Raw genomic sequence first — 23,912 nt, 5'->3', positions numbered from 1 at the left:
GTCGGCCCTCATGGACGTGCTGGTCAAGAAGCCCCTGAACTCGCTCGACCACCTCGGTGAGCAGCTCGCCTTCTACATCAAGGCGCTCGCCTGGTCCGGCAAGTCCGTCACGCGGTACCGCAAGGAGATCCTGCGGCTGCTCGCCGAGGTGACGCTCGGCTCCGGCGCGCTGGCCGTGATCGGCGGCACCGTCGGCGTGATCACGTTCCTGGCGTTCTTCACCGGCACCGAGGTCGGCCTGCAGGGCTACTCGGCGCTGAACCAGATCGGTACGTCGGCGTTCGCCGGCTTCGTGTCGGCCTACATCAACACCCGCGAGATCGGCCCGCTGATCGCCGGCATCGCGCTCGCCGCGACCGTCGGCTGCGGTTTCACCGCGCAGCTCGGCGCGATGCGGATCAGCGAGGAGATCGACGCCCTCGAGGTGATGGCGATCCCGTCGCTGCCGTTCCTGGTCACCACCCGGATCATCGCCGGCCTGATCGCGGTGATCCCGCTGTACGTCGTCGGCCTGCTCTCGTCGTACTTCGCGACCAGACTCACCGTCACCACGTTCTACGGGCAGAGTACGGGCACGTACGACCACTACTTCCACCTGTTCCTGCCACCCGGAGACGTGCTCTGGTCGTTCGGCAAGGTGCTGGTGTTCTCGGTCCTGGTGATCCTGGTGCACTGCTACCACGGCTACCACGCGAGTGGCGGTCCGGCCGGTGTGGGCGTCGCCGTCGGTCGCGCCGTACGGACGTCCATCGTCGTGATCAACGTCGTCGACCTGCTGCTGTCGATGGCCATCTGGGGTACGACGACCACCGTGAGGTTGGCCGGATGACCAGATTGATCTCGCACAAGGTGCTGGGCGTCGCGTTCATCGGCGTACTGGTGTTCCTGCTCTGGCTGACCTACGCGTTCTACGCCAAGGTCTTCACCAAGACCGTGAACGTCGAGCTCAAGACCAGCCACATCGGCCTGCAGCTCAACGACCACGCGGACGTGAAGCTGCGTGGCATCATCGTTGGCGAGGTCCGCGGGGTCTCCACGGACGGTGACGAGGCGACGGTCAATCTCGCGCTCAAGCCGGACCAGGTCGCCGAGATCTCCAGCGCGGTCAGCGCCCGGATCCTGCCGAAGACCCTGTTCGGTGAGAAGTACGTCGCGCTGGTCCCGCCGCAGGGTCCGGAGGGACGGCCCATCAAGGCCGGTGACGTGATCAGCCGGGACAAGACCGCGGTCGGCATCGAGATCGAGAAGGTGCTGAACGACGCGCTGCCGCTGCTCCAGGCGGTCGACCCGGCCGACCTGAACGCCACGCTGAACACCCTCGCGACCGCTCTCGAGGGTCGCGGCGCCGAGATCGCCGGAACTCTGACGCAGCTCGACGGATACCTGAAGAAGCTGAATCCGCACGTCCCGAAGCTGATGGACGCGCTCGCCAAGCTGACCCAGGTCTCGGACATCTACGGCGACGCGACGCCGGACCTGGTCCGCGCGCTACGGAACCTGACCATCACCGGCAACACGGTCGTGGAGAAGCAGAAGCAACTGCAGCAGTTCTTCGTCGACGTGCAGAATCTGTCCACGACCGGCGACACGTTCCTGAAGGCCAACGAGGACCGGGTGATCCGGCTCGGCCAGGTCACCCGTCCCGTCCTCGACCTGCTCGAGCGGTACTCGCCCGAGGTGCCGTGCTTCCTCCAGGTGATGACCGAAACCGCCCCGATCCTGAACGACACGTTCCGCGACGGCCGGCTCAACATCAACCTCGAGCTGATCACCAACCAGCCGACGCCGTACGAGCCGAACGAGCTGCCGGCGTACAAGGACCACCGTGGACCGACCTGCGTGGGGCGGAACTACACGCATCCCGGCTCCCACCCCGGGCCGTACACGCAGGAGAACCCCGCGCCGTACGTCACCGGTGACGACGGCGTGATCGGCGACCACAACAAGAACCAGCGCTTCCCGCTCGACCTCAAGCTGAACCGCGCGATGCCCGGGTTCGCGATGGACACCCAGGGCGTCGGATCGCCGGCCGAGCAGAAGGTGATCGACTCCGTCGTCGGCCCGGAGATGGGCGTCGCCGCGAACGACGTACCGGACCTGACCACCCTGATGGTCGGCCCCCTCCTCCGCGGAGGTCAGGTGAACCTCAAATGAGCTTCTTCGACAAGAAGACCACGTTCGACACCGTGCGGCTCGGGATCTTCGTGGTGGTCACGACCATCGCGACCGCGCTGCTGGCGGTGACGATCGGGAACATCAGCTTCAACCCGACCACCAAGTACCGCGCGGTCTTCACCGACGCGGTGGGGCTGAACCAGGGCGACGACGTCCGGATCGCCGGCGTGAAGGTCGGGCAGGTCGACAAGATCGCCCTGTACCAGAACACACTGGCGATGGTGACGTTTAGCATCGACTCCGACCAGGTGATCGACACCTCGACGCATGCGACGCTGCGCTACCGCAACCTGGTCGGCAACCGGTACGTCGCGCTCACCGACGGCATCGGCGGCGGCGACCGGCTGAAGAAGAACGGCGTCATCCCGAAGGAACGCACGACGCCGGCGCTCGACCTGTCGGTACTGTTCAACGGCTTCAAGCCGCTGTTCACCGCGCTCACCCCGGCGGACGTGAACCAGTTCGCGTTCGAGGTGATCAAGGTGCTGCAGGGTGAGGGCGGCACGATCGAGTCGCTGCTGGCCAAGACCGCGTCGCTGACCACCACACTGGCCGACGCCGACCAGGTGATCGGCGACCTGATCACGAACCTGACCTCGACGCTGCAGATCGTCTCCCAGCGGCAGGCGAACTTCTCCCAGTTGCTGGTCAACCTGCAGCAGTTCATCACCGGCCTGAGCCAGGACATCAACCCGATCCTCAGCTCGCTGACCTCGATCAACTCGCTGAACACCAAGACCGCCGGCCTGCTGCAGCAGACCCGGGTGCCGATCAAGGCTGACCTGGACAAGCTTCGCGCGGTCGCGACGACGCTCGACGACACCCAGTCGATCTGGGTGAAGACCCTGCAGTTCATGCCGGAGAAGCTGAACACGATGACCCGCACCGCGTCGTACGGCTCCTGGTTCAACTTCTACCTGTGCAACTTCGACGGCAACGTCACCTTGCCCACCGGCACCCGCATCCCGGTCGCCTACGACCTCAACTCGGCGAGGTGTAAGAAGTGAAGCCTTTCCGGGAACAGAACCAGGTCACCATCGGCGTGGTCGGGCTGACGGTGATCGGGCTGATCATGCTGGCCGCGTTCAAGGCGCAGGACCTCCCCCTGATCGGCGGCGGGACGAAGTATTCCGCGCAGTTCTCCGAGGCCGGCGGCCTGAAGGCGAACGACGAGATCCGGGTGGCCGGCGTCCGCGTCGGCAAGGTCCGCAACGTCGAACTCGAAGGCACCCACGTCCGGGTCGACTTCGTGGTCGACAAGGGCGTGAAGCTCGGCGACCAGACCGGCGCCGAGATGAAGATCAAGACGCTGCTCGGCCAGAAGTACCTGAAACTCAACCCGGCCGGTCCCGGCGAGCTCAAGCCCGGCTCCGAGATCCCGCTGGCCCGGACGATCTCGGCGTACGACGTCGTGGACGCCTTCACCGACCTGGCCAACACCACCGAGCGGATCAACACCGCCCAGCTGGCGAAGGCCCTGGACACGTTGTCGGCAACGTTCAAGAACACGCCCGAAGAGGTGCAGGCGTCGCTGACCGGCCTGTCCCGGCTGTCCCGGAACGTGGCCAAGCGCGACGAGCAGCTCAAACTGCTGCTGCAGCACTCGAACGTGGTCACCAAGGTGCTTGCCGACCGCAACCAGCAGCTGATCAAGCTGATGAAGGACGGCAACAAGGTCTTCCAGGCCGTGCAGGCCCGGCGGGCGCTGATCCACCAGCTGCTGGTGTCGACGCAGAAGCTGTCCGCGCAGATCACCGCGCTGGTCCGGGAAAACCGCAAGGACCTCGGGCCGACGCTGCAGAAGGTCAACGCGGTGCTCGCCGTCCTGCTGCAGAACCAGAACTCCCTGGACGCGAGCATCAAGGGCCTGGCGCCGTTCGTCCGGGTCTTCACGAACACGCTCGGCACCGGGCCGTGGTTCGACACGTACCTGCAGAACCTGGTGCCGGTGCCTGAGATCCCGCTGCCCAAGGTGCTGCCCACCGGGCTGCCCCCGATCCTGGGAGGTGGCGGCTGATGCGGGTGAACGCTGTTTCCCGGCTGATCGCGATGGCGGTGGTCCTGGTGATCATCGTGGTCGGCGCCGTGAGTCTGTGGCCGAAGCCCGAGCGGGTGACGGCGACGGCGTACTTCCCGCGGGCGGTCTCGGTGTACCCGGGATCGGACGTCCGGATCCTCGGCATCAAGGTCGGCGAGGTGGAGAGCGTCACGCCGGCCGGCCGCAGCGTGCGGGTGAAGTTCTGGTGGGAGGCCAAGCACAAGGTGCCGGCCGAGGCGAAGGCGGTGATCGCCTCGCCGTCCATCGTCGCGGACCGTTACCTTCAGCTCACCCCGGCGTACTCCAAAGGCGCTGTGATGGCCGACGGCGCGCAGATCCCGCTCGAGCGGACCGCCGTACCGCTGGAGCTCGACCAGATCTACCAGAGTCTCAACGACCTGTCCGTGGCGCTCGGGCCGAAGGGCGCGAACGACCAGGGCGCGCTGGCCCGGCTGCTGGACGTCTCGGCGAAGAACCTGAACGGTCAGGGCGCCAAGCTGAACCAGACCATCACCGACGTCTCGAAGCTGACCAGCACGCTGTCGGGCAACTCGTCGGCGCTGTTCAACACGATCCGGCAGCTGCAGACGTTCGTGTCCGCGCTCGCCGCGAACGACCAGCTGGTGCGGCAGTTCAACACGAACTTCGCCACCACCTCGACCACCCTGGCGGGCGAGCGCAAGGACCTGGGCGCGGCGCTGTCGCTGCTCGCCACCGCGCTCGGCGAGGTCGCGACGTTCGTCCAGGAGAACCGGACGCTGGTGAAGAACACGGTCACCGGCGCCACCAAGTTGTCGCAGATCCTGGTGAACGAGAAGGCTGCGCTGGCCGAGGTGCTCGACACCGCGCCGCTCGGCCTCGGCAACCTGGCCAGGATCTACAACCCGCAGTTCGGCACGCTGGACCAGCGCATCAATCCGGGACAGCTCGACGACCCGGCGACGTTCGTCTGCTCGCTGCTGCTGCAGGCGAACCAGCCGATGTCGATGTGCTCCACGCTGAAGCCCGTCCTCGACGCCCTGGCCAAGCTGCCGCTGATCGAGCAGTTGACCGGCACCGCGCCGGCCAGCGGCGGTCCTGCCGGTACGCCGTGGGCACCGGCGCCGAAGGCCCCGCTGAACAGCCCCGACCCCGTGGACCCGACGCTCGGGGGGTTGGTCCGATGAGACTCCCCAGAATCCAACGCCGTACGTCGATCGTCGCCGGAGTCATCGCGCTCGCGACCCTGCTGAGTGGCTGTGACTTCTCCGTCTACTCGCTCCCGCTGCCGGGCGGCGCGAAGATCAAGGGGCCGTCGTACACGGTCACCGTCGAGTTCGCCGACGTCCTGGACCTGGTGCCGAAGTCGTCGGTGAAGGTCGACGACGTCACCGTCGGCACGGTCGAGAAGGTCTGGCTGGACGGGTACGTCGCGAAGGTGCGGATCAAGCTGCCGAAGAGCCTCGCGCTGCCGGACAACACGCACGCCACGATCCGCCAGACCAGCCTGCTCGGCGAGAAATTCGTGTCACTGGCCCGGCCCACCGGGTCCGAGAAGGCCCGCGGCAAGCTCGACAACGGCGAGCTCATCCCGCTGTCCAGGACAACAAGCAACGTCGAGGTCGAGGAAGTCCTGTCCGCGCTCTCGCTGCTGCTGAACGGCGGCGGCGTCGCCCAGCTGCAGATCATCACCCAGGAGCTGAACAAGGCGCTGACCGGCAACGAGCCGGCCATCCGCAGCGTGCTGACCCAGCTGAACACGTTCGTCGGCACCCTGGACCAGAACAAGGCGACGATCATCACCGCGATCAAGTCGGTGGACGTGCTCGCCAAGAAGCTGAACGCGCAGAAGGCCACGCTGGCGACCGCGATCGACTCGCTGCCGGCGTCGATCGCGACCCTGGACAAGCAGCGCGCCGCACTGGTCAAGACGCTGCAGGCGCTGGCCACGCTGGGCAACACCGCGACCCGGGTGATCACCTCCGCGCAGAAGGACCTGGTGGCCAACCTGCAGTCGCTGTACCCGATCCTCACCAAGCTGGCCGAGGCGGGGGAGAACCTGCCCAAGTCGCTCGAGCTGCTGTTCACCTATCCGTTCCCCGACAACGCCGCCAAGGCCGCGAAGGGTGACTACACCAACCTCGGGATCACGGTGGACGTGAACACCAAGAAGGCACTCGACACCCTGCTCGGGATCCAGCTGCCGACAGTCGGCCCGACCGCGCTGCCGACCGGCCGGATCAGCCTCCCGGTACACCTGCCGACGGGGCAGGGCAGTGCGCTGCCGTCGCTTCCGGTCCCGACCGGGACCGCGACGACCTGCATCACGGTGCTCGGCGTGCCGGTCTGCTCTCCGAAGCTGAACCGGTCCGGGTTCGATCCCGACCTGGCCAGGGCCCTGATGCCGGGGGTGGTCGGATGATCACCAGAGCGGTCCGGATCCAGCTGATGGTGTTCCTGCTGATCACCGTCGTCGGCGTCGCGTTCGTCGGGGCGAAGTACGCCCAGATCGACAAGCTGGTCGTCGACACCGACTACACAGTCAGCGCCAGCTTCGTCGAGTCCGGCGGCATCTTCGCGGGCGCCGAGGTGACGTATCGCGGTCAGCCGGTCGGCCGGGTCGGGCAGTTGAAGCTGCTCGACGACGGCGTCCAGGTGGACATGGACATCGAGAAGAAGTTCAAGATCCCGAACGACCTGCTCGCGGTGGTCGCGAACCGGTCCGCGATCGGCGAGCAGTACGTCGATCTGCAGCCGCGCCGCGACGGAGCGCCGTACCTGCAGGACAACTCGAAGATCGACCGCAAGGACACCGCGATCCCGATCGACACCACCGAGCTCCTGCTGAACCTGGACCAGCTGGTGAACTCGGTCGACAAGGAGAGTCTGCGGACCACCGTGCGCGAGCTCGGGGCGGCGCTGAAGGGCAAGGGCATCGATCTGCAGAAGATCATCGACAGCTCCGGCAAGCTGATCGACGACGCGGACGCGAACGTGCTGCAGACCATCAAGTTGATCAACGACGGCGACACCGTGCTCGCCACCCAGGTGGCCAGCGGCGACGCGATCAAGACCTGGGCGAAGAACCTGGCGCTGCTGTCGGACACCCTGGTCAGCTCGGACAGCAACCTGCGCAAGGTGATCGACCAGGGTTCGCTCGCCTCCACCCAGATCACCGGCCTGATCCAGGACAACAGCGCGTCCATCGCGGTGCTCCTCGGTAACCTGCTGACGGTGAGCGAACTGACCGCGGTCCGGCTGGACGCCGTCGAGCAGCTGTTCGTGGTGTACCCGGCGGTGTCGATGGGCGGGTACGTCGTACCGGCCAAGAACGCCGAGGGGCACTACGACGCGCACTTCGGGCTGGTCGTCGGGCTCCAGCCGCCGGCCTGCCGGCCCGGGTACGGCGGGACGAACAAGCGGGTCCCGCAGGACGTCAAGGACACCCCCGCGAATGCCAAGGCCGGTTGTACGGCGGACCCGTCGAGCGGGATCAACGTGCGCGGCTCGCAGAACAAGCCGACGCCGTCGTCGCGGGAGGACCTGAACCGGTCCGGGTACGGGCTCGGGTACGACCCGGCGACGGGCGCGGCGGGCGGAGCCGATGGGATGCCGGGTATGACGCTCGGCTCCACCGGCGGACAGCAGGACCTGCTCGGCAGCGACTCCTGGAAGGCACTCATCCTTGGACCGGTGACCGGCAAGTGATCGCACGGAACGGCCGGCTCGTGCTGGCCTGGGCTCTCAGCGTGCTGCTCCTGGTGGCGATCGCCGGCCTCACGCTGTCGGTGGTCGCCCTGCGCAAGCAGCGGGCCGACGACTCGCAACGCGACGGCGCGATGAAGGCGGCGCGGCAGTTGGCGCTGGACTTCACGACGTACGACTACCAGACCTCGGACGCGGACTTCCAGCGGGTCATCGACGACTCCACCGGGCAGTTCAAGGAGGAGTACCAGCAGGGGATCAACGCGGTGAAGACCGACGTGGTGACGAACAAGGCGACCTCCAAGGGCGACGTCAAGGAAGCCGCCGTGGTCTCCAACGACAAGGACTCCGCCCAGGTGCTGGTGATCGTGAACGCGGTGGTGACGAACACGGCCTCGGCCGAGGGCGTCCAGCGCCGGTACCGGATCAAGCTGGACATGGTCCGCGAGAAGGACCGCTGGCTGACCGCCGACCTGCAGGTGGTGGGCTGATGCCGACGTCCCGCAACCGCCCCCGCATCGCCGGCCAGCGCCGTACGGCGAAACCTGGCCGGCCGGACGCACCGACCACGGACCAGCCGGACGCGCCGGTCGTTGCCGAGGACGAACTGGTCGAGGCCGAACTGGTCGAGGCCGAACCCGTCGAGGATGGGGTCGAGGAGCCCCGTCCGCAGGATGTGACCCCGGCCACAGACGACGCCGCCGAGGGTGCTCTCGAGAAGTCACCGGCTGCCGAAATCTCTACGGAGAGTGAGCCGAAACGGGGTCTGGGGACCGCGTTGACCGCCGCGCTCGGCATCGTCGTCGTACTCACCCTGACCGTCGCCGCGGTGCTCGGGATCAAGGCCTGGCACGGCAAGCAGGCCGAGGACGCCCGCAACCAGGCCGCCGCCGCGGGCCGGAAGGCGGCCGAGACGGCGCTCAGCTACGACTACCGTGACCTGGACAAAAGCTTCGCCGCCGCGCGCGCGACGATGACCCCGGAGTTCGCCGCGAAGTTCGACGAGACCGCGAAGGTGGCCGGCGAACTCGCCACCAAGACCAAGGCCACGGTGAAGGCCGACGTCCGCGAGGTCGGGGTCCGCGACGGCGACGCCGACCGGGTCACGCTGATCATCTTTGTCAACCAGACGACGACCAGCACGATCACGAAGGGTAGTCCCCGGATGGACCTGAACCGGACCCGGTTCACGATGGTCCGAAACGGCGACCGATGGCTGGTCCAGGAGATCGCCGGACTGTAATCTCTAGGTAACTCCGCACCAGAGGGGCGCCGGTTGGCTCGTGGGTGATCTACCCACTGGAGACTCCGGGTCGGTCCTTGACGGAGAGGGTGGTCCGACGGCAAACTGTTGGACCCCGTTGGACAGGCTTGCCTGGATCATGTAGCCTATTGCTTTGCGCTGCCTTTTCTCTCGCCCTCGCTCGAGTTCTCAACTTGACTGGGGCGGCTTGGCGTGCGCTCCCAGCACCGATGTGATTTTGCGAGCCCGTGGAAGGACGCCCCTTGGTCGCCTCGCGCAACCCCCAGTCCGACAGCATTTCCAACGTCACCGGCCCCCGCCGCATCTCCTTCGCGAAGATCTCCGAACCTCTCCAGGTTCCGGATCTGCTTGCGCTGCAGGTGGACAGTTTCGACTGGCTGGTCGGTAACGAAACGTGGCAGGCCCGCGTGGCCGCCGCCGAGGCCGAGGGGCGGTCGGACCTGTCCGGCCCCAGCGGCCTGGAAGAGATTTTCGAGGAGATCTCCCCGATCGAGGACTTCAGCGGCACCATGTCGCTGTCGTTCCGCGACCACCGCTTCGAGCCTCCGAAGAACACGGTCGACGAGTGCAAGGAGCGGGATGTCACCTACTCCGCGCCGCTGTTCGTCACCGCCGAGTTCATGAACAACGAAACCGGTGAGATCAAGAGCCAGACCGTCTTCATGGGCGACTTCCCGCTGATGACGCGCAAGGGCACGTTCGTCATCAACGGCACCGAGCGGGTCGTCGTGTCCCAGCTCGTCCGCTCGCCCGGTGTGTACTTCGAGCGCACCCCGGACAAGACGTCCGACAAGGACATCTTCACCGCCAAGATCATCCCGTCGCGCGGCGCGTGGCTGGAGTTCGAGGTGGACAAGCGCGACATGGTCGGCGTCCGCCTCGACCGCAAGCGCAAGCAGAACGTCACCGTCCTGCTCAAGGCGCTCGGCTGGACCGACGCGCAGATCCTGGAAGAGTTCGGCGACTACGAGTCGATCCGGCTGACCCTGGAGAAGGACCACACCTCCGGGCAGGACGACGCGCTGCTGGACATCTACCGCAAGCTGCGTCCGGGTGAGCCGCCGACCCGCGAGGCCGCGCAGGCGCTGCTGGAGAACTACTACTTCAACGGCAAGCGCTACGACCTGGCCAAGGTCGGCCGCTACAAGATCAACAAGAAGCTCGGCCGTGACGAGGCGCACGACATGGCGGTGCTGACCGTCGACGACATCGTCGCCACGATCAAGTACCTGGTCGCGCTGCACGAAGGCAAGACCGAGCTGCCCGCCCCGACCGGCGAGATCGTGGTCGAGGAAGACGACATCGACCACTTCGGCAACCGCCGGTTGCGGACCGTCGGCGAGCTGATCCAGAACCAGCTGCGCACCGGCCTGGCCCGGATGGAGCGCGTGGTCCGGGAACGGATGACGACCCAGGACGTCGAGGCGATCACGCCGCAGACCCTGATCAACATCCGTCCGGTGGTGGCGGCGCTGAAGGAGTTCTTCGGCACCTCCCAGCTGTCGCAGTTCATGGACCAGACCAACCCGGTCGCGGGCCTGACCCACAAGCGCCGGCTGAACGCGCTCGGCCCGGGTGGTCTGAGCCGTGAGCGGGCCGGCTTCGAGGTCCGTGACGTGCACCCGTCGCACTACGGCCGGATGTGCCCGATCGAGACCCCGGAAGGCCCGAACATCGGTCTGATCGGCTCGCTCGCGTCGTACGGCCGGGTGAACGCGTTCGGCTTCGTCGAGACGCCGTACCGCAAGGTCGTCGACGGCCAGGTCACCGACCAGGTGGACTACCTGACCGCCGACGAGGAGGACCGGTTCGTCATCGCGCAGGCGAACGCCGCGCTGAACGACGACAACCGGTTCGCCGAGGAGCGCGTGCTGGTCCGTCGCCGGCACGGCGAGGTCGAGCTCGTGCCGGTCGACGACGTGGACTACATGGACGTCTCGCCGCGCCAGATGGTGTCGGTGGCGACCGCGCTGATCCCGTTCCTCGAGCACGACGACGCCAACCGCGCGCTGATGGGTTCGAACATGCAGCGCCAGGCGGTGCCGCTGATCACCTCGGACGCCCCGCTGGTCGGTACCGGCATGGAGTTCCGCGGTGCGGTCGACGCCGGAGACGTGGTCGTCTCCGAGAAGGCCGGTGTGGTCAAGGAGGTCTCGGCCGACCTGATCGAGATCGCCGCCGACGACGGCACGTACCAGACCTACCGGATGGCGAAGTTCCGCCGCTCGAACCAGGGCACCTGCATCAACCAGCGCCCGCTGGTGGACGCCGGTCAGCGGGTCGAGATCGGTACGCCGCTGGCCGACGGTCCGTGCACCGACGAGGGCGAGATGGCCCTCGGCCGCAACATGCTGGTCGCGTTCATGACGTGGGAGGGCTACAACTACGAGGACGCGATCATCCTCAGCCAGCGCGTCGTACAGCAGGACCTGCTGACCTCGATCCACATCGAGGAGCACGAGGTCGACGCCCGCGACACCAAGCTGGGTCCGGAGGAGATCACCCGGGACATCCCGAACGTCTCCGACGAGATGCTGTCCGACCTGGACGAGCGCGGCATCATCCGGATCGGCGCCGAGGTCACCACCGGTGACATCCTGGTCGGCAAGGTGACGCCGAAGGGCGAGACCGAGCTGACCCCGGAGGAGCGGCTGCTGCGTGCGATCTTCGGTGAGAAGGCGCGCGAGGTCCGCGACACGTCGCTGAAGGTCCCGCACGGCGAGGAGGGCACCGTCATCGGCGTCCGGGTCTTCGACCGGGACAACGGCGACGAGCTGCCGCCGGGTGTCAACCAGCTGGTCCGGGTGTACGTCGCCCAGAAGCGGAAGATCTCGGTCGGCGACAAGCTGGCCGGCCGGCACGGCAACAAGGGCGTCATCTCCAAGATCCTTCCGGTCGAGGACATGCCGTTCCTCGAGGACGGCACCCACGTCGACGTCATCCTGAACCCGCTGGGCGTGCCCGGCCGGATGAACGTCGGTCAGGTGCTGGAGACCCACCTCGGGTGGATCGCCAGCCGCGGCTGGGAGGTCGACCCGGAGAACGAGGAGGAGTGGGCGCAGCGGCTGATCAAGATCGGCGCCGGTGCGGCCGAGCCGATGACGAACGTCGCCACTCCGGTGTTCGACGGCGCCACGGAGGAGGAGGTCACCGGCCTGCTCAGCTCCACGCTGCCGAACCGGGACGGCGTCCGGATGGTCAACGGGCAGGGCAAGGCGAAGCTGTTCGACGGTCGTTCGGGTGAGCCGTTCCCGGACCCGATCGGCGTCGGCTACATGTACATGCTGAAGCTGCACCACCTGGTCGACGACAAGATCCACGCGCGTTCGACCGGTCCGTACTCGATGATCACGCAGCAGCCGCTGGGCGGTAAGGCCCAGTTCGGCGGCCAGCGGTTCGGCGAGATGGAGGTGTGGGCCCTGGAGGCCTACGGTGCCGCCTTCGCGCTGCAGGAGCTGCTGACCATCAAGTCCGACGATGTCGTCGGGCGGGTCAAGGTGTACGAGGCGATCGTCAAGGGCGAGAACATTCCGGAGCCGGGTATCCCGGAGTCCTTCAAGGTTCTGGTCAAGGAAATGCAGTCCCTGTGTCTGAACGTGGAAGTGCTCTCGTCCGACGGAAGCCGCGTCGAGATGCGCGACAGCGAGGAGGACGTCTTCCGTGCAGCGGAGGAACTGGGCATCGACCTGTCCCGGCGCGAGCCGAACAGCGTCGAGGAGGTCTGAGCGGGTTGCCGCTTGAGATCAACAACCAACTCACTCAGACCATTTTTAGCAACGGGAGATAACACATCGTGCTCGACGTGAACTTCTTCGACGAGCTTCGGATCGGCCTTGCGACCGCGGATGAGATCCGCCAGTGGTCGCACGGCGAGGTCAAGAAGCCCGAGACGATCAACTACCGGACGCTCAAGCCCGAGCGTGACGGTCTGTTCTGCGAGAAGATCTTCGGTCCCACCCGGGACTGGGAGTGCTACTGCGGCAAGTACAAGCGCGTTCGCTTCAAGGGCATCATCTGCGAGCGGTGTGGCGTTGAGGTCACCCGCTCCAAGGTGCGCCGCGAGCGGATGGGTCACATCGAGCTGGCCGCGCCGGTCACCCACATCTGGTACTTCAAGGGTGTCCCGTCGCGGCTCGGCTACCTGCTCGACCTCGCCCCGAAGGACCTGGAGAAGGTCATCTACTTCGCGGCGTACATGATCACCGACGTCGACGAGGAGTCGCGGCACCGCGACCTGTCCTCGCTCGAGGGTCGCGTGGACGTGGAGCGCAAGCAGCTCGAGAACCGTCGTGACAACGACATCGAGCAGCGGATGAAGAAGCTCGAGGAGGACCTGGCGCAGCTCGAGGCCGAGGGCGCCAAGGCCGACGTACGCCGCAAGGTCAAGGAAGGCGCCGAGCGGGAGGTCAAGCAGCTGCGCGACCGCTCGCAGCGCGAGATCGACCGCCTCGACGAGGTCTGGACCCGGTTCAAGAACCTGAAGGTCCAAGACCTCGAGGGCGACGAGATCCTCTACCGCGCCATGAAGGAGCGGTTCGGCAAGTATTTCGAGGGCGCCATGGGCGCCGCCGCGATCCAGCGCCGGCTGGAGACCTTCGACCTGAAGGCCGAGGCGGACAACCTGCGCGAGACGATCAAGACCGGTAAGGGCCAGCGCAAGACCCGCGCCCTGAAGCGGCTCAAGGTCGTCACCGCGTTCCTGGCGACGAACAACAGCCCGATGGGCATGGTGCTCGACTGCGTTCCGGTGATCCCGCCGGACCTGCGGCCGATGGTCCAGCTCGACGGTGGCCGGTTCGCCACCTCGGACCTGAACGACCTGTACCGCCGGGTGATCAACCGGAACAACCGGCTCAAGCGACTGCTCGACCTGGGCGCGCCGGAGATCATCGTCAACAACGAGAAGCGGATGCTGCAGGAGGCCGTCGACGCGCTGTTCGACAACGGCCGTCGTGGCCGTCCGGTCACCGGCCCGGGCAACCGGCCGCTGAAGTCGCTGTCCGACATGCTCAAGGGCAAGCAGGGCCGCTTCCGTCAGAACCTGCTCGGCAAGCGCGTCGACTACTCCGGCCGTTCGGTCATCGTGGTCGGCCCGCAGCTGAAGCTGCACCAGTGCGGTCTGCCGAAGGCGATGGCGCTGGAGCTGTTCAAGCCGTTCGTGATGAAGCGGCTGGTCGACCTCAACCACGCGCAGAACATCAAGTCCGCCAAGCGGATGGTCGAGCGTCAGCGCGCCCAGGTCTGGGACGTGCTGGAAGAGGTCATCACCGAGCACCCGGTCCTGCTCAACCGGGCACCGACCCTGCACCGGCTGGGTATCCAGGCGTTCGAGCCGCAGCTGATCGAGGGCAAGGCGATCCAGATCCACCCGCTCGTCTGCTCCGCGTTCAACGCGGACTTCGACGGTGACCAGATGGCGGTGCACCTGCCGCTGTCGGCCGAGGCGCAGGCCGAGGCCCGGATCCTGATGCTGTCGACGAACAACATCCTGAAGCCGGCCGACGGTCGTCCCGTCACCATGCCGACCCAGGACATGATCATCGGCATCTACTTCCTGACCATGCTGAAGGAAGGCGCCCTCGGCGAGGGCCGGGCGTTCAGTTCGGTCGCCGAGGCGATGATGGCCTTCGACCGCAACGAGCTGTCGCTGCAGGCCAAGATCACCATCCGGCTCAACGGTTCGGCCGCACCGCAGGACGCGGCCGAGACGGCGAACGGCGGCTTCGCGCTGGAGACCACGCTGGGCCGGGCGCTGTTCAACGAGGCGCTGCCGACGGACTACCCGTTCGTCGACACCGAGGTGGGCAAGAAGCAGCTCGGCGGGATCGTCAACGACCTGGCCGAGCGGTACACCAAGGTCGAGGTCGCGCACGCCCTGGACGCGCTGAAGGACCTCGGTTACTACTGGTCCACGCGTTCCGGCGTGACGGTGTCGATCGACGACTTCAGCACGCCGCCGTCCAAGCCGGAGATCATGGCGCGGTACGAGTCCCAGGCCGAGAAGGTCCAGAAGCAGTTCGAGCGGGGTCTGATCACCTCGTCCGAGCGGCGTCAGGAGCTGATCGAGATCTGGACCGGCGCCAACGCCGAGGTCGGTAAGGCGATGGAGGAGAACTTCGCCAAGGACAACCCGATCTGGATGATGGTGCACTCGGGAGCCCGAGGCAACATGATGCAGATCCGGCAGATCTCCGGTATGCGTGGCCTGGTGGCCAACCCGAAGGGCGAGATCATCGCCCGGCCGATCAAGTCCAACTTCCGTGAGGGCCTGTCGGTGGTCGAGTACTTCATCGCCACCCACGGTGCGCGGAAGGGTCTGGCCGACACCGCGCTGCGGACCGCCGACTCGGGGTACCTGACCCGTCGTCTGGTGGACGTGTCGCAGGACGTGATCATCCGCGAGGAGGACTGCGGCACCGAGCGGGGCCTGCCGAAGCAGATCGGCGAGAAGGACCCGTCCGGCAAGGTCGTGCACGCCGAGAACGTGGAGACCAGCGCGTACGCGCGGACCCTGGCCACCGACGCCCTGGACGCCGACGGCAACGTCGTGCTCGCCGGCGGCGCCGACCTGGGCGACGTGTCGATCGCGAAGCTGGTCGCGGCCGGGATCGAGGAGGTCAAGGTCCGGTCGGTGCTCACCTGTGACGCCAAGACCGGTACCTGTGCGAAGTGCTACGGCCGTTCGCTGGCGACCGGCAAGCCGGTCGACATCGGCGAGGCGGTCGGCATCATCGCGGCCCAGTCCATCGGTGAGCCGGGTACGCAGCTGACGATGCGGACCTTCCACACCGGTGGTGTCGCGGGTGATGACATCACCCACGGTCTGCCGCGTGTGGTCGAGCTGTTCGAGGCGCGTCAGCCCAAGGGCAAGGCGCCGATCTCGGAGGCCGCGGGCCGGATCGCGATCGAGGACACCGACAAGACCCGGAAGCTGGTGCTCACCCCGGACGACGGTTCCGAGGAGGTCGCTTACCCGGTGTCGAAGCGTGGCCGCCTGCTGATCGAGGACGGTCAGCACGTCGAGGTCGGTCAGCAGCTGACGCAGGGTACGCCGGACCCGCAGGAGGTTCTGCGGATCCTGGGTGTCCGCAAGGCGCAGGAGCACCTGGTGGACGAGGTCCAGGAGGTGTACCGGTCGCAGGGTGTGGCCATCCACGACAAGCACATCGAGATCATCGTCCGGCAGATGCTGCGCCGGGTCACGGTGATCGAGTCCGGCGAGGCGAACCTGCTGCCGGGCGAGCTGGCGGACCGGATCATGTTCGAGGCGGAGAACCGTCGCGTCGTGGCCGAGGGCGGTACGCCGGCCTCGGGTCGTCCGGTGCTGATGGGTATCACCAAGGCCTCGCTGGCAACCGAGTCGTGGCTGTCGGCCGCCTCCTTCCAGGAGACGACCCGCGTCCTCACCGAGGCCGCGATCCACGGCAAGTCCGACTCGCTGGTCGGTCTGAAGGAGAACGTCATCATCGGCAAGCTGATCCCGGCCGGTACGGGCATGGACCGGTACCGCAACATCCGGGTGGAGCCCACCGAGGAGGCGAAGGCCGCGATGTACTCGATGGTCGGCTACGAGTCGTACGACTACGACTTCGGCCCGTCCAGCGGACAGTCGGTCCCGCTCGACGACTTCGACCTCGGTTCCTACCAGAACTGAGCGGAGTCACCCCGCCCCGCGCGGGGCGATGAACTGGTCGCGAGGGCGGCGCTTCCCGAACCGGGAGGCGCCGCCCTCGCGCCGTCTCCGAACCCCCGGACCCAGTCACCGCCCCAAACCGGTTTGGGGAGGGCCGCCGCCCGTTTTGGGGAGGGGAATCTCCCCAAACTGCCTAAGCGGCGTTGCGGGCCGCGGCACAACCGGCAGAGCAGGCGCGAGTGGTGCCGGTCCAGCCTCGCAGGCGCAGGGCAGTAGCCACCTGCGCGGCCGCCAGGCATGGCGCGTCGACCAGTTGGTAGCCGAATCGCAGGGTCAGCTGGCCGGTCATCGCCGTGGAATTGTCCCGGTGCATGTCGCGCCACCGCGACTCGGAGTCCGAGTGACCGGCATGTCCGTCGAGCTCGATGACGAGTCCGTAGGGCGAGTACAGGACGTCGCGATAACGGACTCTTCGGCCAGACCCGTCCGTCGACTCGACTCGGACCTGCCGGTCAGCGGTCGGCAGGGCATGCGCCCGCTCGACCCGGCGCAGGTAGACCTGCTCCAGAAACGACTGCACACCGTCCGCTGCGTCCAGCACGATCCGGCGGAGCATCTGGCGAGCGGGCAGTCTTGTGAGCGAGTCGAGTTCGGCGAGCAGACGCTGGGGAGTGGTGGCGCGCTGGCGGCAGACATCGAGGAGCAGAGCCGCCTGCCGAGACGTGTCGGGTTCTGCACTCGCCGTCATCAGAGCTGCGACTTCGAGCCGCACAATCGGGGGTGTCCGGAAGCCATGCAAGAGCGCTGCGAAACCGCGATGACGGCTGACGAGAATCCCGGCGCGCTGGTCAACCCTGCGTGGATGCGGTACCGCGAGGTGAATGCGATCGTCTCCTCGAACTCCCTCGACGCCGTACCAGCGCAGCGCTGTGGCCCCGGCGAGGGCGGCGTCCGGGCCATACGCGAGCCAAGCGGCCCAGACCCTGGTCTCCCACGGCAGCGGCCCGGTGAAGTCGACGTACACACCGCCGTGGACCTGCTGGATCTGCCGCCCACGGCGCCGCCGCGAAAGAACCTTGTCCGTGATCCCGTGCGCGACCGCCTGCTGTCTGCTGAAGGCGCCCGCTTGCCGGTGACGAAGCTCCTTGAACAATCGGGTCAGCCTCTCGGCCGACTCGTCAGGTGGGTCGTCGTTCCGCACCGCCTCGACGTGTCGCATGCCAACTCCTCTCGACGGATCGCCTGCGGATCCGTTGCCAGAGAAGATGCACCGCCGGCCACCCGTTCCGCCCGACCATTCGCCTCCTGTGCAAATCCGACGCAAGCCACCACCCTTCCGCCGCCAAGCCCACATAACCTCTTGTCCCCCAAACCAGTTCGGGGAGGCGAGCTGCCCGATCCGGGGGGATGATCCTCCCCGGTCCGGATGAATCTCGCCCCCGAACCGGTTTGGGGAGTTCACCCTCCGGGGTTGGGTGGGGTGGGGAGGCTTTTCGGGCCGGCTGGGGAGGGGGAGAGGACGGGGTGATCGTGTGCCACAAGGGGGTTGGGGTGGGAAGGGGGATCGTGGGGCGTGGGGTTGGTTTGGTGGGGATGGTGGTGCTTGTTCGGGGGTTGGTGGTGGTGCGATTCACTGATGCTTGCGGACCTCGTGGAGCGGTTTGGGGAAGACACTCGGGGTGGCGGCTGTAAAGGGGCGCGGTATGCGCCAAGATTGGTGCATGACGGATCTGCCGGCCTACCTGCGGCCTTTCGTCTTGGGGGTTCTGGAAGGTCCTGACGTACGCGTCGATCGCCTGGGGGAGATCGACCTGTACCGTCCGCCCGGTACCGCCCGAGGCGGAGCAATTCTCTTTGTGCACGGGGGACCTGGGCCTGCCGGCCTCGAGGTGATGCCTCGGGACTGGCCGGTCTACAAGGGCTACGCGACGGCTGCCGCCAGGCGGGGCCTGGTGGCAGCCGTCGTCGACCACAGCCTGATCCACGGCCTCGACCGACTGGTCGCGGCGGCGGACGAGGTGGAGGCAGCGGTCGGCGTACTGCGTTCCGACCCACGGGTCGACCCCGATCGGGTCGGACTGTGGTTCTTCTCCGGCGCCGGCCTGCTGGCCGGGGAGTGGCTGGACAGCCGCCCCGACTGGCTGCGCTTCGTCGCCTTGACCTACCCCCTGCTCGCCACCCCGCCCGGTGTCGACGATTTGGTAACCGCCGCCGAAGTGATCGGCAAACACAAGGACCTGCCGGTGCTGCTGACAAGAGCTGGACTCGAGCGTGAGGAGCTCGCCGGTCCGGTAGCGGAGTTCGTCTCCGCGGGCGGCGCCGCGCTGGACATCATCGACGTACCGAAAGGGCACCACGGGTTCGACATGCTCGACCACACCGAAGAATCACGCGCCGCCGTGACCAAGGCTCTCGACTGGGCGATCGCCCACCTCGGCGAAGAGCCTGGCGCGGACGGCAAGCTCCTCGTCCCACCGCCTCCCGCCAAGAAGAAGGCCACCTCGACCCGCCGTACGACGCCTGCCGCCAAAGCACCCGTCGCGGTGCGGCAAGCCCCAGCCCCGGCTGTCCCCGCCACTCAGCCGGCCCCTGCCGCCCCTGCCGCCCCTGCCGTCCCTGCAGCCGCCCCCGCGGCGGTCCCGGCACCTGTCCCCGCACCCGTCGTCCCGGCCGCCGCTCAGCCCCCGCTGGCGGGCCTGGGAGCCGCAACGGTCGCGGCCGTCACCTCCGACACCCCGGCCGCGCGGGTGATCGGCCGTGAGCATGCGGCGTACGACGCTCACGACCTCGAGGCCTTCCTGGCCATGTACTCGCCGACCGCCCGGATCCGGCTCGCGGACGGCACCGAACTGAAGGGCCGCCGGTTCCTGCGCGAGTTCTATCGCCCACGCTTCGCCGCCGGCCGCTGCAAGACCGAGGTCGTCCAGCGGCTGATGCTGGGGGAGTGGGTGGTCGAGCACGTGATCAGCTACGACGACGGCGAATCCACCCCGCAACTTGCCCTGTACCGGGTCGCCGACGGCCTGATCACGGACGTCGAATTCCGTGCCTGACCCGATCGACCACCTGACCGAGTTCGAGCGCGCGGCCGAGGACTTCGCGGCCGCCCTCGAGCGGGTCGATCCCGGCGCGGCCGTGCCGGCCTGTCCCGGCTGGACCGTCGCCGACCTGGCCCTGCACCTGGGGTCAGGCCAGCGCTGGGCCGCGTCGATCCTGCTCTCCGGCACCGCCCAGAAGGTGCCGGAGGTGCTGCGGACGACGATCTCCTGGCCGGACTGGTACGCCGGAACGACCGCCGCGTTGCTGGCCGCGATCCGTGCGGTCGACCCGGACGAACCGTGCTGGAACTTCGCCCCAGTGGATCAGCGCGCCGGATTCTGGGCCCGACGGCGTCTGCATGAGACGGTCATCCACCTTGTGGACCTCATCCAGGCCGGGGCCGCGGCGGGAGAACAGGTCGAGACTGGTCTGGCCGTCGTACCTCCGGCGGTCGCGGCCGACGGTGTGGACGAGGTGTTCGAGGTGTTCCTGCCCCGGATGCTCGCCCGCGGGTTCGCGCCGGCGGTGACCCGGCAGGTCGGCGTACGGGCCACCGACACCGGGCACGAGTGGACGCTGACGCCTGTGTCACAAGGCGATCGGCCGCTCGTCGAGCGGGGCAAGGCGGCCGGGGAAGCCGTCCTGTCGGGCGCTGCGTCCGATCTCGACCTGTGCCTGTGGAAGCGCTTGCCGGGAACGGTTCTGACGGTCGAGGGAGACGCCGCGGTCGCGGCCGATTTCCTGGCCGGGAGGGCCACGGCGTAGACCCTGTAGACTGAAAGCGCGGAAGCCTCTTTACCGCGGCCAGTTACTCATTTTGACCGTGCTTGAGGCACCCGCTAGTCTTAACGATCGTGCCCGGGGTCTTTCCTGGGCCGTCATGCGTGCCCCTCGTCCAACGGATCGGGCCGCGTGGCACGGGACTCCTGCCGACAGTCTGAAAGATTACGGCTTCGGTCTGCTCGTGCGCACGCGACACACCCGACCGCGGGGGTCAGGCAAAAGCTACAAACCCAGCCGGACGACAGAAAGAGACCCACGCGGTGCCCACCATTAACCAGCTGGTCCGCAAGGGCCGCCAGGACAAGGTGTCCAAGAACAAGACGCCCGCCCTGAAGGGTTCCCCTCAGCGTCGTGGTGTGTGCACGCGCGTCTACACGACCACGCCGAAGAAGCCGAACTCCGCGCTTCGCAAGGTTGCGCGTGTCCGCCTGACCAGCGGTATCGAGGTCACCGCCTACATTCCCGGCGTCGGCCACAACCTGCAGGAGCACTCGATCGTGCTCGTGCGTGGCGGTCGTGTGAAGGACCTCCCGGGTGTCCGGTACAAGATCATCCGCGGTTCGCTCGACACCCAGGGTGTGAAGAACCGGAAGCAGGCCCGCAGCCTCTACGGCGCGAAGAAGGAGAAGAGCTAATGCCGCGCAAGGGCCCCGCCCCGAAGCGCCCGGTCATCATCGACCCGGTCTACAGTTCGCCGCTCGTCACCCAGTTGATCTCCAAGATCCTGGTCGACGGCAAGAAGCAGATCGCGCAGAGCATCGTCTACAGCGCGCTCGAGGGCACTCGCACCAAGACCGGCACCGACCCGGTGATCACGCTGAAGCGTGCGCTGGACAACGTGAAGCCGAGCATCGAGGTCAAGAGCCGTCGAGTCGGTGGCGCCACGTACCAGGTGCCGATCGAGGTCAAGCCCGGCCGGTCCACCACGCTGGCGCTGCGCTGGCTGACGACGTACTCGCGGGCCCGTCGCGAGAAGACCATGTCCGAGCGCCTGATGAACGAGATCCTGGACGCGTCCAACGGTCTCGGTGCGTCGGTGAAGCGCCGCGAGGACACCCACAAGATGGCCGAAGCCAACAAGGCTTTCGCCCACTACCGCTGGTGACCCGGAGTCCGATCCGGACTCCAGCACTCACCCCTTTGACGCAGTACAGAATCGAGAGGTAGACCACCGAGGTGGCCGTACAAATCACCACCGACCTGGCCAAGGTCCGCAACATCGGGATCATGGCCCACATCGACGCCGGCAAGACGACGACGACCGAGCGGATCCTCTTCTACACCGGTATCACCTACAAGATCGGTGAGGTCCACGAGGGCGCCGCCACGATGGACTGGATGGAGCAGGAGCAGGAGCGCGGCATCACGATCACGTCCGCCGCGACGACCTGCACCTGGAAAGACCACACCATCAACATCATCGACACCCCGGGCCACGTCGACTTCACCGTCGAGGTGGAGCGTTCGCTGCGCGTGCTCGACGGCGCGGTCGCGGTGTTCGACGGTGTTGCCGGCGTGGAGCCGCAGTCCGAGACCGTGTGGCGTCAGGCGGACCGGTACGGCGTACCCCGCATCTGCTTCGTGAACAAGCTGGACCGGACCGGCGCGGAGTTCATGCGCTGCGTCGACATGATCAAGGACCGCCTGGCCGCGGTGCCCCTGGTCATGCAGCTGCCGATCGGGTCCGAGGCCGACTTCATCGGTGTCGTCGACCTGGTGGGTATGCGCGCGCTGACCTGGCGCGGCGAGACCAAGATCGGTGAGGACTACACGGTCGAGGAGATCCCGGCGACCCACACCGAGCTCGCCGCCGAGTGGCGCGACAAGCTGATCGAGACGCTGGCCGAGGCCGACGACGAGATCATGGAGCAGTACCTCGAGGGCGAGGAGCCGACCCAGGAGCAGCTCGTGGCGGGCATCCGCCGGGCCACCCTGGCCAGCAAGCTCACCCCGGTGCTGACCGGTACGGCGTTCAAGAACAAGGGCGTCCAGCCGCTGCTGGACGCGGTCAACGCCTACCTGCCGAGCCCGATCGACGTCCCGGCCATCGAGGGCCACGACGTCAAGGACGCCGAGCAGGTCGTGCTGCGCAAGCCGGACGACAGCGAGCCGTTCTCGGCGCTGGCGTTCAAGATCGCGGCCGACCCGCACCTGGGCAAGCTGACCTTCATCCGGGTGTACTCGGGCAAGCTCGAGACCGGCACCCAGGTGCTGAACCCGACGAAGGGCCGCAAGGAGCGGATCGGCAAGATCTACCGGATGCACGCGAACAAGCGTGAGGAGATCGCGTCGATCGGCGCCGGCCACATCGTCGCCGTGATGGGCCTGAAGGACACCACCACCGGTGAGACCCTGTGCGACCCGGCCAAGCCGGTCGTGCTGGAGTCGATGCAGTTCCCGGCTCCGGTCATTTCGGTCGCCATCGAGCCCAAGTCGAAGGCCGACCAGGAGAAGCTGGGCGTCGCGATCCAGCGGCTCGCCGAGGAGGACCCGACCTTCCAGGTCCGGACCGACGAGGACACCGGCCAGACGATCATCGCCGGTATGGGCGAGCTGCACCTGGAGGTGCTGGTCGACCGGATGAAGCGCGAGTTCCGCGTCGAGGCCAACGTCGGCAAGCCGCAGGTCGCCTACCGCGAGACCATCAAGAAGAAGGTCGAGAAGGTCGACTACACGCACAAGAAGCAGACCGGTGGTTCGGGTCAGTTCGCGCGTGTGATCATCAACATCGAGCCGACCTCGGTCGAGGCCGGCGGCGAAGGCGGCTACGAGTTCGTCAACTCCGTCACCGGTGGCCGGATCCCCCGGGAGTACATCCCGTCGGTGGACGAGGGCGCCCAGGAGGCGATGGAGTTCGGCGTACTGGCCGGCTACCCGATGGTGGACGTCAAGGTCACGCTGACCGATGGCGCCTACCACGATGTCGACTCGTCCGAGCTCGCCTTCAAGATCGCCGGTTCGATGGCCTTCAAGGATGCCGCCCGCCGGGCGAACCCGGTCATCCTGGAGCCGATGTTCGCGGTCGAGGTCACCACGCCCGAGGACTACATGGGTGAAGTGATCGGCGACCTCAACTCCCGCCGTGGCCAGATCCAGTCGATGGACGAAGGTCCTGGTGGCAGCCGGGTCGTCAAGGCCCTGGTGCCGCTGTCGGAGATGTTCGGGTATGTCGGTGACCTGCGGTCGAAGACCCAGGGCCGCGCGTCCTACTCGATGCAGTTCGATTCCTACGCCGAGGTTCCGAAGAACGTGGCGGAAGAGATCATCAAGAAGGCCCGGGGCGAGTAGTCTCTCGC

The 23,912-nt window shown here is 67.2% G+C and carries 17 protein-coding genes; 16 read left to right on the top strand and 1 reads right to left on the bottom strand.

The features are described from left to right. Positions 1 to 10 precede the first annotated feature (10 nt). From EV651_RS34345 to EV651_RS34290, 11 genes are all read left to right on the top strand, one after another. The gene (locus EV651_RS34345; protein WP_133789521.1) at positions 11 to 829 is read left to right on the top strand and encodes an ABC transporter permease; all 819 of its coding nucleotides are present in this window, start codon (positions 11 to 13) and stop codon (positions 827 to 829) included. Beyond that, the gene (locus tag EV651_RS34340; protein WP_238157375.1) at positions 826 to 2,154 is read left to right on the top strand and encodes an MCE family protein; all 1,329 of its coding nucleotides are present in this window, start codon (positions 826 to 828) and stop codon (positions 2,152 to 2,154) included. The genes EV651_RS34345 and EV651_RS34340 overlap by 4 nt, the downstream gene beginning before the upstream one ends. Next, positions 2,151 to 3,182, top strand: coding sequence for an MCE family protein (locus EV651_RS34335; RefSeq protein WP_133789424.1), 1,032 nt, complete (start codon positions 2,151 to 2,153; stop codon positions 3,180 to 3,182). Before EV651_RS34340 ends, EV651_RS34335 begins: the two co-directional genes overlap by 4 nt. Next, positions 3,179 to 4,192 carry an MCE family protein gene (locus tag EV651_RS34330; protein WP_133789423.1) on the top strand — a complete coding sequence of 338 codons (1,014 nt, stop codon included), beginning with the start codon at positions 3,179 to 3,181 and terminating at the stop codon, positions 4,190 to 4,192. The genes EV651_RS34335 and EV651_RS34330 overlap by 4 nt, the downstream gene beginning before the upstream one ends. Next, positions 4,192 to 5,379 carry an MCE family protein gene (locus tag EV651_RS34325; RefSeq protein ID WP_133789422.1) on the top strand — a complete coding sequence of 396 codons (1,188 nt, stop codon included), beginning with the start codon at positions 4,192 to 4,194 and terminating at the stop codon, positions 5,377 to 5,379. Before EV651_RS34330 ends, EV651_RS34325 begins: the two co-directional genes overlap by 1 nt. Beyond that, a complete protein-coding gene (locus tag EV651_RS34320) occupies positions 5,376 to 6,614 on the top strand; it encodes an MCE family protein (protein ID WP_133789421.1) in 1,239 nt (412 codons plus the stop codon). The genes EV651_RS34325 and EV651_RS34320 overlap by 4 nt, the downstream gene beginning before the upstream one ends. Continuing rightward, positions 6,611 to 7,900 carry an MCE family protein gene (locus EV651_RS34315; RefSeq protein ID WP_133789420.1) on the top strand — a complete coding sequence of 430 codons (1,290 nt, stop codon included), beginning with the start codon at positions 6,611 to 6,613 and terminating at the stop codon, positions 7,898 to 7,900. Before EV651_RS34320 ends, EV651_RS34315 begins: the two co-directional genes overlap by 4 nt. Then, positions 7,897 to 8,388: a hypothetical protein gene (locus EV651_RS34310; protein ID WP_133789419.1), complete on the top strand. Its 492-nt coding sequence runs from the start codon at positions 7,897 to 7,899 to the stop codon at positions 8,386 to 8,388. The genes EV651_RS34315 and EV651_RS34310 overlap by 4 nt, the downstream gene beginning before the upstream one ends. Continuing rightward, positions 8,388 to 9,140: a hypothetical protein gene (locus tag EV651_RS34300; protein ID WP_202870646.1), complete on the top strand. Its 753-nt coding sequence runs from the start codon at positions 8,388 to 8,390 to the stop codon at positions 9,138 to 9,140. The genes EV651_RS34310 and EV651_RS34300 overlap by 1 nt, the downstream gene beginning before the upstream one ends. Positions 9,141 to 9,403: 263 nt before the next feature. Next, positions 9,404 to 12,886: a DNA-directed RNA polymerase subunit beta gene (rpoB, locus tag EV651_RS34295; RefSeq protein ID WP_133789418.1), complete on the top strand. Its 3,483-nt coding sequence runs from the start codon at positions 9,404 to 9,406 to the stop codon at positions 12,884 to 12,886. A gap of 68 nt (positions 12,887 to 12,954) precedes the next feature. Beyond that, the gene (locus EV651_RS34290; RefSeq protein WP_133789417.1) at positions 12,955 to 16,815 is read left to right on the top strand and encodes a DNA-directed RNA polymerase subunit beta'; all 3,861 of its coding nucleotides are present in this window, start codon (positions 12,955 to 12,957) and stop codon (positions 16,813 to 16,815) included. 172 nt (positions 16,816 to 16,987) lie between these two features. On the opposite strand, the gene EV651_RS34285 is transcribed toward EV651_RS34290, so the two are convergent. Then, positions 16,988 to 18,013, bottom strand: a complete 1,026-nt coding sequence (locus EV651_RS34285) for a hypothetical protein (RefSeq protein WP_133789416.1) — start codon at positions 18,011 to 18,013, stop codon at positions 16,988 to 16,990. 502 nt (positions 18,014 to 18,515) lie between these two features. Between EV651_RS34285 and EV651_RS34280 the strand changes: the two genes are divergently transcribed. The 5 genes from EV651_RS34280 to fusA all read left to right on the top strand — a co-directional run bounded on the left by EV651_RS34280 (position 18,516) and on the right by fusA (position 23,904). Then, positions 18,516 to 19,847 carry a nuclear transport factor 2 family protein gene (locus tag EV651_RS34280; RefSeq protein WP_133789415.1) on the top strand — a complete coding sequence of 444 codons (1,332 nt, stop codon included), beginning with the start codon at positions 18,516 to 18,518 and terminating at the stop codon, positions 19,845 to 19,847. Next, the gene (locus EV651_RS34275; protein WP_133789414.1) at positions 19,840 to 20,598 is read left to right on the top strand and encodes a maleylpyruvate isomerase N-terminal domain-containing protein; all 759 of its coding nucleotides are present in this window, start codon (positions 19,840 to 19,842) and stop codon (positions 20,596 to 20,598) included. The genes EV651_RS34280 and EV651_RS34275 overlap by 8 nt, the downstream gene beginning before the upstream one ends. Positions 20,599 to 20,876: 278 nt before the next feature. After that, positions 20,877 to 21,251, top strand: coding sequence for a 30S ribosomal protein S12 (rpsL, locus tag EV651_RS34270; protein WP_130384649.1), 375 nt, complete (start codon positions 20,877 to 20,879; stop codon positions 21,249 to 21,251). Then, entirely contained in the window at positions 21,251 to 21,721 is a 471-nt protein-coding gene (gene rpsG, locus EV651_RS34265; RefSeq protein WP_131286359.1) for a 30S ribosomal protein S7, read from the top strand. Before rpsL ends, rpsG begins: the two co-directional genes overlap by 1 nt. A gap of 122 nt (positions 21,722 to 21,843) precedes the next feature. Next, a complete protein-coding gene (gene fusA / locus EV651_RS34260; RefSeq protein WP_238157386.1) occupies positions 21,844 to 23,904 on the top strand; it encodes an elongation factor G in 2,061 nt (686 codons plus the stop codon). Positions 23,905 to 23,912: the final 8 nt, after the last annotated feature.

Origin of the sequence: Kribbella sp. VKM Ac-2571, assembly GCF_004362255.1 — a bacterium.
Taxonomy (GTDB): domain Bacteria; phylum Actinomycetota; class Actinomycetes; order Propionibacteriales; family Kribbellaceae; genus Kribbella; species Kribbella pratensis.
Note: the sequence above shows the minus strand (reverse complement) of the source record. Positions and strands in the feature narration are given on the sequence as shown.